The sequence below is a fragment of the Pedobacter suwonensis genome, assembly GCF_900111825.1.
Lineage (GTDB): Bacteria > Bacteroidota > Bacteroidia > Sphingobacteriales > Sphingobacteriaceae > Pedobacter > Pedobacter suwonensis.
This window is the reverse complement of record NZ_FOJM01000021.1, coordinates 1-12,602: the sequence shown is the minus strand read 5'-3', so window position 1 is coordinate 12,602 and position 12,602 is coordinate 1. Positions and strand designations below refer to the sequence as shown.

The window sequence follows — 12,602 nt, the reverse complement described above, 5'->3', positions numbered from 1 at the left end:
TTGGTAATTAGTTAAAAATCTAATCGGTCGTCATGCTGAACTTGGTTTATTCGCTGTTCTTATTTTTTTTAGGCTACTTCGTGGTCAGCATCCATCCGGTACTTCCTTTTCAGTTTGATTATAAAATCAGTCTTAATCGCAAATTTGCATTGGCAGGTCAAATCCATCATTTTTGCTTTCAGAAAAGCAGTGACAGTATTTCATTGGCATTGTTAGTCCTTTGCTCTGCTCATACGCCTGCAGGCCTTATGCACCAGGCCGGTATCCGCTGCGCCAAGGTTTATGTAATGGAGTTTGTGCTATTATTGGGGGTTTAAAACCCAAAGTGATATCTATCGTGATCTTTTAAAACTTGTTTGGTGTTCAAAGCATTCGTCTTGCTGAACTTGTTTTACAAGTAGAAATAGTATTTTTAATGGTCTTGTAGCTACTTCGTGGTCAGCATCTTTTGTTGTCTAGCTTATTATGGGAACTTCTATGTCTTGTATGGTTAGAGCAGTGTACAATGGATGTAAGCACAAAAGGTGTTTGAGTTAATTGATTAAGTAAAGCAATAGCAGCATTTCATTGGCATTGTTAGTCCTTTGCTCTGCTCATACGCCTGCAGGCCTTATGCACCAGGCCGGTATCCGCTCCGCCAAGGTTTATGTAATGGAGTATGTGCTGGTATTGAAGGTTTTAAACCCAAAGTTATATCCATCTTTATCTTTTAAAACTTGTTTGGTTTTCTGGATATTCATCTTGCTGAACTTGTTTTACAAGTAGAAATAGTATTTTTAATGGTCTTGTAGCTACTTCGTGGTCAGCATCTTTTGCTGTCTAGCTTATATGGGAACTTCTATGTTAAGGCTTTCGATTAGCTATGCCCGCCAAAAATCTTCGGGTTAAAGCCATTTGCTGTCAGATTTACATGCTTATTTTTTAGGTATAGAATTTGAGACAGTGCAATAATGGAAGAGAAAAAAACAAATAAGGATATTGAATTTACCGATATCCCTGAGGGGACCAGCCAGGATATCTATGTGAACTTAAAAGAGAAACTCGAAAGTGTAGAAAAATTTCCAGGTGTTTACAATTTTAAATTCATCATCACGGGTGGCCTAGAAAAAATACAGGATTTACGTAACATCTTACCTAATGATGAGTTTATTGAGCAACCTTCAAAAACAGGGAAATATGTTTCCATCACGGTAAAAAAACCAGTACAAAATGCTGATGAGGTGATTGCTGTTTATAAGCAGGCAGGCAGCATCAAAGGAATTATGATATTATAGGTTATTACTTCTAGATAATTTTAGCTGGATTATTGTCATCCTGTAATATACTTTGCCAGCGATTCGGTTTAACTTATAACCTTATTTTAATTGAGTTAAACCGATCCGTTTTTAATAGCCCAATCAACCATCGAATCTAATACCTGAAACAGATCCTCTCCGGATTTTGTAAGGCTGTACGTCACCACGGGCGGAATAACAGCTTGTGCATCACGATGAACAAGGTCATCATTTTGCAGTTGCTTTAAATGTTGTATCAGCATTTTCTCCGTAATCTGTGGTATAGCACGTTTTAACTCGCTGTAACGTTTTGGCCCACTCATTAAATGAAAAATAATAATCGGTTTCCAATAACCACCAATTTTTTCCATTACAAAAGTAACAGGGCAACTGGTTAGCGCTACACCTTTATTAAAATTACGGGTCGAACTTTCTTTAACGGCTGTCATAGTTACATACTTTGGGGTAAGTACTTGTATAAAAGTAAGTGCAAATATAACTTTGTATTCAATAATTAAAAGCAGAAATCATGAAAATAACATTAACAGGATCAACAGGTAATATTACAAAGCCATTAGCTGAAATATTGGTGGCTAAAGGCCATGAGGTAAAAGTAATTAGCAGCAATGCAGATCGCGCTGAAGAAATTAAAGCATTGGGTGCAAATCCTTTAATTGGTAGTGTGAGCGATACCGAATTTTTAACAAATGCTTTCGCAGGGGCTGATGCCATTTATACCATGGTTCCGCCAAATTTTGCTGCGCCAAAATTTAGGGAATATATTAAAGGTATCGGCGAAAATTATGCAGCTGCCATAAAAGCATCTGGTGTTAAAAAGGTAGTGAATTTAAGTAGTGTAGGGGCAGATCTGCCAGACGGAACCGGCCCGATTGCAGGTTTGCATGACGTAGAAAATATTTTTGCCGAACTAAATGGGGTAGCGGTAAAACATTTGCGCGCTGGTTACTTCTATATCAACTTCCTGGCCAACATCGATATGGTTAAACATGCAAATATATTAGGATCTAATTTCGGTGCCGATGCCAAAATTGTTTTGGTACATCCGCAAAACATTTCAGAAGTAGCAGCTGAGGCATTGGAAAGCGATTTTACAGGTAAAACTGTACAGTATGTAGCCAGTGATGATGAAAGTACTCCTGCTGATGTGGCCAAAGCCATTGGTAATGCAGTGGGTAAGCCCGAATTACCCTGGGTAGAATTTAGTGATGAAGATGCCTTTAACGGAATGGTAGGGGCAGGTTTGCCTGAAGAAATAGCCAAAAACTATGTAGAAATGGGCGATGCGATCAGAAGTAATAAACTTTTTGTAGATTATTATAAAAACAGACCTGTTTTAGGTAACATTAAACTTAAAGATTTTGCCATAGACTTCGCCGAGGCATACCATAGCTAATTAAAGCCTTACAGTTGTTCGGTTTAGCAGCCGGACAACTTTGTTTAACTACATCCAATTCTCATTTCTGCTTTCTATCTGGTACAGCCAGTAATTTACAAGTTGCTTAATTTCGGTATAATTGCCGTATTTAAAATGAATCTGACCAGCAGCCGTATGTAACGTGAGGTGGCCAACATCCACCGCTTTATGCCAGGGATATTGAAAAGTAGTAATGGACTGAATTTTATTTGGCACTACAATTTCATTCGAAATGTCCCAGATTCCGCTGGTTTTGATAATAAAATCCTGATTTACTGAAATCCGGTGCCGGCGGTAGCTAACGTAGATCATGAATATGCCTATAAGCAGATAGGCGATCGCAAATCCCATATAAGGTTTCACTTCCGGGGTATTAAAAGCAATGATCAAAAAGATTGATACGGGTAAAATTAGTTTAAAGAAAACAGGCAGGTTTAAAAAACGCCAGTCTGGAACAAAGGTCCTTTGCTTTAGTGGCACCTTGCCCAATATCATTTTCAGCAATTCGTCGCGTTCGCCAGCACTACAACCTGGAATTTCTAACGTGTTTCCCTGCATTTCGTGCCCTTTTTTACTCTGGCCAAAATGAGCCTGCTTTAAACTCATATTTAGCAAGTTGAGTTTTTTCTGAAAGTAATTTTGGCTGTAGGTTGTAATCTGAACTTTATTTGGACTAACCAATGTGTTTTTCTTGGCAATCAGTCCCGAAGAGAGCAGGAGCGTGCTGCTATGTTCACTAATTTCCAGTTCGAAATATTTGTAAAAGGTTCTCACCAGGTTAACAATTAGCAGTATAATTAAAAGGCATGCTATTAAAATAAAAACCGTAACAATGGTTAACATGCTGGTTACCGTGCTCTGGATTTCATCTTTATCAATTTTAAAAGCGTCAAGTAACTGCCTGCCTTCATATATAACAGTGTAAAAAAAAGCAATAAGTAAAGCTAAGCTTTGTCCGTAGTTGGAGGTTAATCCAACTTTAAACAATGTCCACGAGCTTAATTTTAAAAATGGTTTTTCTGCTGTCTTGTTGTTTTCCAGTTCAACTTCCTGTTGCGTTCCACTCGTACTTTCTCCATTTAACAGGTGTTCCTTAAGGATATAGGCAGAGGTTTCGTCAATAGCTTTTATGCTCACTTCCTCTCCATGGGCGCCGGCGGTATCTATTTTTAATCCATAAACACCAATAATTTTCTGTAAAATATTCTGGTTGATGTTAACCTGCTGTATTTTATCAAGCTGAATAATAACCTGATCGCGATTGAATATGCCTTTATTGACTATAAATTCCTGCTTTTCTTTATCCAAAAAGAAGGTGAACTTTAAATACCATAAATAAGCAAAAATAAAGCTGAATACCATTAATGCCGAAATACCCAGCATAAGGTAGAAGAAAGAAGTGCCAGACATCTTGACGAAAACAATGACTAACAAGAAAAAAGCTGCCTTGCCAATTTTGAGCATGGTATGCGCACCCATGATAATAATACCAAGGGCCGATTCGCGCTGCGGTTTACTGAAATCATTATTCATTGGTATTCAATGCTGTTGTTGTGGTTTCAAGCTGCTCTAATTTGTTCAATAGCAAGTCTCTGATGCGTTTGGCCTCGTCAATTGCAATTCCTGAAATATGGATATGGCCGGTTTGTCCACCTGCGGTAAATAACTGTAGCGATCCCAGCTTGTACATTCTTGAAAATAGACCTTCATTTAATTCAATATGTTGAATCCGGTTTAGCGGAACAATTGTGGTCGACTCGGCAATAATTCCACTTTTATAAATTACATCGTGGGTTCGGATCGCATATCCCCGTTTTTTAAAACTCAGCCTAAAAAGCAAAAAGAAGCTAACCAAAAGTACCGGATAAAGGGGAATCATCCACATAGCAATTGGTTTTAACTCATCAATAAAAAACAACAGCATACTCAGTAGAATGCCCAGCAAACCCAAAAAGATCGTCAGATTGATACAAATGATTTTCCAATAATCCCGATGTGGCCGGTTCAGCTGAATGTGCTCATATTTTGGAAGAAGGTCGAGATTTATAACTTCGTTGGTGAAAGTGGTATCCGTGTGCATAGTTAAAGGTATAAAACATATTCCCTGGATATAGACTCCTATTCAAATCTTTTGTTACCTCGCCACAATAAACTTTTTGGTGGTGTTGTATTGGCCGGAATCAGAAGAAATCTTAAAGAAATAAATGCCTGGAACAAAGGTAGAGGTATTGATGTCTAAAGTATGTTTCCCTACATTAAGGTATTCATTTACGACTGTTTTAACCAATCTTCCCATTAAATCGTAAATCTGGACGTTAATTTTATCCGCTTCAGGCAATACAAGATCAATAAATGTTTGCATGGATGCAGGATTCGGGTAATTCTGCGTAACGGTAAATTTCAGGAATTTATCAAAAATTGCCTTGTTGATCGCGTCGAAAATGACATAACTGATCAATCTGTAACCGCGTGCATTCGGGTGAAATGGATCCTGATAAAGTGAAAAATCCCTTCTCATGGCTGCATTTACGTCAGCCAGGTATATTTTATATTCTGCCGCTAATTTTCTGTAAGCCGCATTAATATTCCTGATGTTGATATTTACCGCAATATTACCTTTAATGGTTCTGTCATCCACAAACTGTAGCGTGCACAAAATAGGAACCAGCTTCTGTTTAAGGCTCACGGTAATCAACGACCGCATATTGGCAACGGTTTCGGCTACGCTTCCTTTACCCATAGTCATGGCAATAGCATCGTTAATCCCCATATCAATTACGATAAAACCCGTTCTGTTGGCTATGGCGTTGTCTATTCTGAGTAATCCCTGAAAAGTAGTCTGACCACCGATACCATGATTGGTAATATCCACTATTTTGTTGGTATAACAATTGATAAAATTGTTCTGGAGCATGGTCTGGAAACCAAGCCCTTTTACACCCTCTACGGTGCTGGCGCCAAAAGTTACAATATTGATACTGTCTTTTGAATAGTATTGCGCGGCTTCCGGGCAACTAACCCGATTTGGAGGTGTTGATCCCTGTGCGAATAAAGAAATACGGGCGAAAAGAAGCAGCAGCAATGATAGAAATACTTTCGCGCTAAACTTCATCGTTAAAAATTCTTTCGTGCAGGATTTAAGGATATTTTTAATTGCGCAATTTACTAAAAAGTAAATATAAATAATATTTGTGCTCTTATTTTTTACAAACATAAAACGATTTGTATCTTTTAAAAGACGTTTTCAGCCATTGGCCTGTTGGCCTATTTTCGCGCTGAATATTAATCGTAGCATATCTCATCTTCCATACAAGTTTACGTTATGAATGATAATTTAATCGTTTACTGTGCCTTTTATCTGCTAAAGCCTATATTTGCCCAAACTAATTTTGTTATGCAAGAGATTAAAAAATACGTAGAAACGCACAAACAGCGTTTTTTAGATGAATTGTTTGAGTTATTGCGTTTTCCATCGGTTAGTGCCGATCCTAAATACAAAGACGATGTTTTAAAAACGGCCGATTATGTAGCACAAAAATTAAAGGATGCAGGAGCTGACCACGTAGAAATCTGCCCAACAGCAGGATACCCTATCGTATATGGCGAAAAAATTATCGATGCTGCTTTACCAACGGTTTTAATATACGGCCACTATGATGTTCAGCCTGCTGATCCGTTAGAACTTTGGCATACCCCACCTTTTGAGCCAACCGTGCGCGATGGCAAAATTTACGCCCGTGGCGCCTGCGACGATAAAGGACAGTTTTACATGCATGTAAAAGCTTTCGAACTGATGATGGAAACCAATACTTTGGCTTGTAACGTTAAGTTCATGATTGAAGGCGAAGAAGAAGTAGGTTCTGCCAACCTGGGTATTTTTGTAAATGAAAACAAGGAACGTTTAAAAGCAGATGTGGTTTTAATTTCTGATACTTCAATGATCAGCATGGAGCATCCTTCAATCGAAACCGGTTTGCGTGGTCTGGCTTATATGGAAGTTGAGGTTGTTGGTCCGAACCGCGATTTACACTCCGGTGTTTATGGTGGCGCAGTAGCCAATCCGGCAACCATTCTGTGTAAAATGATTGCTTCTTTACACGATGAAAACAACCATATTACGATCCCTGCTTTCTACGATAAGGTGGTAGAATTATCAGATGAGGACAAAAAAGCATTAAATGCCGCACCGTATGATGAAGCTGAATATAAAAAAGATCTTGATATCGAAGAAGTTTGGGGCGAAAAAGGTTATTCTACCTTAGAGCGTACCGGTACACGCCCAACCTTGGAAGTTAATGGAATCTGGAGCGGTTATATTGGCGAAGGCGCTAAAACCGTATTGCCAAGTAAAGCCAATGCCAAAATTTCGATGCGTTTGGTACCCAACCAAAGCTCAGAAGAAATTGCTGAGATTTTTACCAAACATTTCGAAAGCATTGCCCCTAAAAATGTAAAGGTGAAGGTTACGCCGCACCACGGTGGCGAGCCTGTAGTAACCCCAACAGATAGTATTGCTTACAAAGCTGCTGAAAAAGCCATTGAAGATAGTTTCGGTAAAACCGCTATTCCAACCCGTGGTGGCGGCAGTATTCCAATTGTAGCACTGTTTGAGGATGTATTAGGTATTAAATCGGTACTTTTTGGTTTCGGTTTAGATAGCGATGCACTACATTCTCCGAATGAGAAATATGATATTTATAATTATTACAAAGGAATAGAGACTTTGCCGTTGTTCCACAAATATTTCGCGGAGTTGAGCAGATAAAGCAATAGATCGTCATTTCGAGCGGAGTGCAACGCAGTCGAGAAATCTATTTTTAACAGATTTCTCTCCAGAAAGTTCGGGTTTGCGCTTCGATTGAGATGACGATTTTTTTTGAAAACGAACGGTCTGTGTTCCATAGTTGCTTTCGTCCCGCCATTCGCTTATAGTCCTCATTTCGTTTCCCTCCATTCCGGGCTATCCGCTGCTGTCGGGTTTATATAACTGCGGGCTGTTCTTCTGAAGCAAAGCCTGTTCCTTGCATTTGCTATAAAAACTTTAAGAGTATTGCCGGTCTTGCCACCTAAACCCGATCTAAGTGGATGCTCCCGATTCTTCATAGGAGCAGGAACGGGAGCGGGGCTGGCGAAACCGACGGACACTGCCATTGCTTTCCAAAACCATTCTTAAAGCTTAAACTTAGTGTTCTCCGCGCCTTTTTTTCGCATTCTCTGCAGTTAAATTTGCTCAATTTCATACCTACGGGCAGGCTCAGTGCACTTTGTGTCTTCTCTGTTTACTCTGTGGTTAAAACAATATCCTCCCAACTTTAGCATTCTTTGCGTTTCTTCTTAGCGCCCTTTGCGGTTAAATCACCTTTATGGCCAATCTCAGTTTTCTCTGTGTCTTTTTCTCTGTTTCCTCTGTGGTTAAAACAGTATCCTCCCCACTTTACATTCTTTGCGTTTCTTCTTAGCGCCCTTTGCGGTTAAATCGCCTTTATGGCCAATCTCAGTTTTCTCTGTGCTTCATCTCTGTTAACTCGGTGGTTAAAAATGTGCTCCCAACTTTGCATTCTTTGCGGTTAAAAAGAACCTCAAATTTTTAAACCACATATTTTTTTCTAAATTGTACCCATGAAATATTTATTCTCATCTCTTTTACTTTTATCGGCGTTTACTTCTTTTGCGCAGGATACTAAAACGATTAAGCAATCTGGAAATCCTATATTTCCCGGATGGTATGCAGACCCTGAAGCTGCTGTTTTCAATAATAAATACTGGGTTTACCCAACCTACTCTGCAAAGTATAAGGAACAGGTTTATTTAGATGCTTTTTCATCTGATGACCTGGTAAAATGGAAAAAACACCCTCATGTTTTAGATACCGCTGCGGTTAAATGGGCCAATAAAGCCATGTGGGCACCGGCCATTGTGCAAAAAGATAAAAAATACTATCTGTTTTTCGGTGCTAACGATATCCAGAGCGATAATGAGGTGGGCGGAATCGGTGTTGCAGTGGCTGATAAACCGGAAGGACCGTTTAAAGATCATTTAGGGAAACCTTTGGTAGATAAGTTTTATAACGGGGCACAACCGATTGATCAGTTTGTGTTTAAAGATAAAGACGGTCAGTATTATTTAATTTATGGCGGATGGAAACACTGCAATATAGCCAAACTGAATAACGATTTTACCGGCTTTTTACCTTTCGACGATGGTACCATCTTTAAAGAAATCACGCCCGATAATTATGTAGAAGGACCTTATATGTTCATCAGGAATGGTAAATACTATTTTATGTGGAGCGAAGGTGGCTGGACCGGCCCGGATTATTCTGTAGCCTACGCGGTAAGCGATTCGCCATTTGGTCCGTTTAAAAGAGTCGGTAAAATTTTACAGCAGGATGCAAGTATTGCAAGAGGGGCAGGGCACCATTCTTTAATCATCAACGAGAAGAAAAATAAATATTACATTGTTTACCACCGCAGGCCATTAACCGAAACGGATGGTAACCACCGCGAAACCTGTATTGATGAAATGAAATTTGATGCAGACGGTATGATTTTACCTGTAAAAATTACCAAAGAAGGCGTTAAGGCACAGAAATTTAAATAGTTATTTGCAGCTTACCGTTTTTAGTTTACAGTTGGCAATTTGTCAATTGTAAACTAATTCGCTTCTAATACCGTTTGTTGCTGGCGTTTATCCATTACGCTAAAACCATAGGCACAAAGCAATAAAATACAGGCCAACCCAAACCAGAGCCAGTTATAACCCAGGTGTTTGGCTATATAAAAACCCGCCAGTGGGCCAACCACTTGTGCGCAAGACCAGCTTAAGGTATAACCGGCAGCATATAAACCACGGTTATGTTCGTTGCTTCTGCTAATGACAACGGTATTGATAAACGGGAGCACAAACATTTCGCCAACCGTAAAGGTAACAATGGTTAACACGGCCGATACCACATGGAAAATAATCGGTGCGCTTAACAACAGGTAAGATACCGCAAAGAAAATGGAGCCGATAACAATGAAAAACATGGGCGATCTTTTCTTTTCAATCTTATTGATCATAATCATTTCGAACAGCGCAATGATGGCCCCGTTTAAGCCGATAATAATCCCAATGGCAAATTCATCGATATGCCATTCCTCTTTAAAAAATACCGGTACCACCCTGAACATCAAAAAAGCACAGGTAATAAAAAGGGTAGTTAAAAGAATAAACTTTACGTAAAAGGTATCTTCCCAGGGTTTCAAAATTACCATGGTGCTGCGGGTTTCTTTTGCTTTTTTGATAAAATCCTGCACTTTAGGCAGTAAAAACAAAATCGAAAGCCCTACGAGGATACTTACCGATCCTTCTACTATAAATAAAAGTTTGTAATTAATGGAGGCTATAATCCCTGCCATGCTAATCCCTGCAGACCAACCGATATTAACCGCCAGCCGGTTAAGTGAGTAGGAGCGGGTAATGGTATTTTCTTTTGCATAGTGGGCCACAGCGGTGAAATTGGCCGGACGGAAAGCTTCAGAAAAGAAACTAATCACCACAGCCAGCACACACAGCGTAGAAAAATGGCTGATGGTTGAGAATAAGATAAACAGCAATCCGCCAATAATGGAGGAGAGGATTTGTACCGGCCTAAAGCCGATCATATCGGTTAGTTTCCCTCCCGTTGCCGAACCTAAAATAGAGCCTACACCAAATAAGGTGATAATTAAACCAGCATCCATTTCAGACCGGTGTAAACTTTGGGTAACGTACAAGCCCATAAAAGGTACAGCCATGCTGCCGCAACGGTTAAACATCATTACGATACTTAAAAGCCAGGTTTCTTTGCTTAATCCGCTGAATGATGTTTTGTAAGTGTTGTAGATAAGTTTGAACATGGTGTGTTTAGATGTGGTAAAAGTACCAAAAGTTGAGGGTTAGTTGATCATCTTAATTCAATAACATCCATGGAATAATCGTTTTGAAACTATGAGGGGAACTCCCCTCCTGATTTAGGAGGGGCGGGGGTGGTTAGGGAATGATATTTTTGGGTTTGCCTCATTATTCTTTCATCCTGAGGTACGCAAGATTTTTTAATTGCCGTTATCGCGAAAAATCCGTCATTTCGACCGTAGCGGAGAAATCTTTAAATTAGTTTACTAGCTACATTTTTCTCCATTCGCTCAGCCTTGCCTCGGCTCACCGCCGCCGAAGGGCTTTTACCTTTTTCTTGATAAAAAGGTAACCAAAAATCAAGGCTTACATCCTTCCTTGTAAAAAGCTACGGAAATCTTGATAGCGGCAGCATCGAGGCTCTTACCCATTGCTTTTCCCACCGCTCCCACTTTGATCCTGCCTTGGGCTGTGGGGTATGAAGGGGAACTGCAAAGATTTCCGTGCTTTTTCCGGCGGAAATCTGCGAGGCCAGGTAGCCGGGTGCAGATAGCATGGTGCGGAAATGACATTCGTGTATTGATCACTGTGAAACTATGAGGGGAACTCCCCTCCTGATTTAGGAGGGGTGGGGGTGGTTAGGGAATGATATTTTTGGGTTTGCCTCATTATTCTTTCATCCTGAGGTACGAAAGATTTTTTAATTGCCGTTATCGCGAAAAATCCGTCATTTCGACCGTAGTGGAGAAATCTTTAAATTAGTTTACTAGCTACAGTTTTCTCCATCACGCTGGCTTGCCTCGGCTCACCGCCGCCGATGGGCTCTTTCTTTTTTCAGTGTTGTTTATGTTTTTATTGGCCTTCAAGCTTGCTTCGCAGGTTGGCTTGGCCCAAAAGAAACAAACCTGAGCGCAGCAAAAGCATGCCTGTCGTTAAAAACAACAAACACAAAGGCATAACTGAAAGGCTTGCATCGTTTTTTATAAGATCATGTTGTTTTTATTGGTATAAAAGATTGCTACGCAATTCCTTGTAAAAAGCTACGGAAATCTTGATAGCGGCAGCATCGAGGCTCTCATCCCTTGCTTTGTCCCACCGCTCCCGCTTTGATCCTGCCTTGGGCTGTGGAGTATGAGGGGGAACTGCAAAGATTTCCGTGCTTTTTCCGGCGGAAATCTGCGAGGCCGGGCAGCAGGGCGCAGACAGCATAGTGTATAGAATAGTTTCTAATATGGTCTTTGTTCCATCACAATAAATCCGTCATTTCGACCGTAGCGGAGAAATCTTTTAAGTTAGTTACTAGCTACAGTTTCCTCTCTTGCTCAGCCTTGCCTCGGTTAGCCACCGAAGGGCTCTTACTTTTTTCAGTGTTGTTTATGTTTTTATTGGCCTTCAGGCTTGCTTCGCAGGTTGGCTTGGCCCAAAAGTAACAAACCTGAGCGCAGCAAAAGCATGCCTGCCGTTAAAAACAACAAACACAAAGGCATAACTCAAAGGCTTGCATCGTTTTTTATGTGATAATATTGTTTTTTATAGGTATAAAAGAATGCTGTGCAATTCCTTGTAAAAAGCTACGGAAATCTTGATTGCGGCAGCATCGAGGCTCTCATCCTTTGCTTTATTCCACCGCTCTCGCTTTGATCCTGCCTTGGGCTGTGGGGTTATGAGGGGAAGTGCAAAGCTTTCCGTGCTTTTTCCGGCGGAAATCTGTGAGGCCGGATAGCGTGGTGCAGATAGCACAGTGCGGAAAAATATTTATAGATTGATTACTTTGAAACTATGAGGGGAACTCCCTCCTGATTTAGGAGGGGCGGGGGTGGTTATGAGGATAGTTCTCTTTCAGTCCTTTCCCTTGCAGGGGAAAGGTGCCGATAGGCGGATAGGGGTTTAGGGCGCTCGCTATAATACGGTCGTCATTCCCGCGCAGGCGGGAATCTTAATGCTTTCGCTGTATTTGCCTCATTGTTTTCTGTCATCCTGAGGGATAATTTATGATATAAAAATCAATATGATTGACG

10 protein-coding genes are annotated in these 12,602 nt (G+C 40.3%); 5 read left to right on the top strand and 5 right to left on the bottom strand.

What is annotated here, in order from left to right; genetic code table 11:
• The first annotated feature begins 32 nt into the window (after positions 1 to 32).
• Positions 33 to 317, top strand: coding sequence for a hypothetical protein (locus BM107_RS22265; RefSeq protein WP_090987478.1), 285 nt, complete (start codon positions 33 to 35; stop codon positions 315 to 317).
• 633 nt (positions 318 to 950) lie between these two features.
• Complete coding sequence (locus BM107_RS22260; RefSeq protein WP_090987476.1) at positions 951 to 1,274, top strand: DUF493 family protein; 324 nt, start codon at positions 951 to 953, stop codon at positions 1,272 to 1,274.
• Positions 1,275 to 1,369: 95 nt separating this feature from the next.
• On the opposite strand, the gene BM107_RS22255 is transcribed toward BM107_RS22260, so the two are convergent.
• Positions 1,370 to 1,723 carry a winged helix-turn-helix transcriptional regulator gene (locus tag BM107_RS22255; RefSeq protein WP_090987473.1) on the bottom strand — a complete coding sequence of 118 codons (354 nt, stop codon included), beginning with the start codon at positions 1,721 to 1,723 and terminating at the stop codon, positions 1,370 to 1,372.
• 80 nt (positions 1,724 to 1,803) lie between these two features.
• On the opposite strand from BM107_RS22255, the gene BM107_RS22250 reads away from it, so the two are divergent.
• A complete protein-coding gene (locus tag BM107_RS22250) occupies positions 1,804 to 2,688 on the top strand; it encodes an NmrA family NAD(P)-binding protein (protein WP_090987471.1) in 885 nt (294 codons plus the stop codon).
• A gap of 48 nt (positions 2,689 to 2,736) precedes the next feature.
• On the opposite strand, the gene BM107_RS22245 is transcribed toward BM107_RS22250, so the two are convergent.
• From BM107_RS22245 to BM107_RS22235, 3 genes are read right to left on the bottom strand one after another with little or no spacing between them, the layout of a single operon-like run.
• Positions 2,737 to 4,242, bottom strand: coding sequence for a PH domain-containing protein (locus BM107_RS22245; RefSeq protein ID WP_090987469.1), 1,506 nt, complete (start codon positions 4,240 to 4,242; stop codon positions 2,737 to 2,739).
• Positions 4,235 to 4,789, bottom strand: coding sequence for a PH domain-containing protein (locus tag BM107_RS22240; RefSeq protein WP_090987467.1), 555 nt, complete (start codon positions 4,787 to 4,789; stop codon positions 4,235 to 4,237). Before BM107_RS22240 ends, BM107_RS22245 begins: the two co-directional genes overlap by 8 nt.
• A 54-nt stretch (positions 4,790 to 4,843) precedes the next feature.
• Entirely contained in the window at positions 4,844 to 5,821 is a 978-nt protein-coding gene (locus tag BM107_RS22235) for an SGNH/GDSL hydrolase family protein (protein ID WP_159435300.1), read from the bottom strand.
• Between the two features lie 282 nt (positions 5,822 to 6,103).
• Here BM107_RS22235 and BM107_RS22230 point away from each other — a divergent pair, with 282 nt between their 5' ends.
• A complete protein-coding gene (locus tag BM107_RS22230; protein ID WP_090987588.1) occupies positions 6,104 to 7,474 on the top strand; it encodes a dipeptidase in 1,371 nt (456 codons plus the stop codon).
• Between the two features lie 854 nt (positions 7,475 to 8,328).
• On the top strand, positions 8,329 to 9,309 hold the full coding sequence (locus BM107_RS22220) for a glycoside hydrolase family 43 protein (RefSeq protein WP_090987460.1): 981 nt from the start codon (positions 8,329 to 8,331) through the stop codon (positions 9,307 to 9,309).
• 53 nt (positions 9,310 to 9,362) lie between these two features.
• Here BM107_RS22220 and BM107_RS22215 read toward each other — a convergent pair whose 3' ends face one another.
• Positions 9,363 to 10,589 carry an MFS transporter gene (locus tag BM107_RS22215; protein ID WP_090987458.1) on the bottom strand — a complete coding sequence of 409 codons (1,227 nt, stop codon included), beginning with the start codon at positions 10,587 to 10,589 and terminating at the stop codon, positions 9,363 to 9,365.
• Positions 10,590 to 12,602: the final 2,013 nt, after the last annotated feature.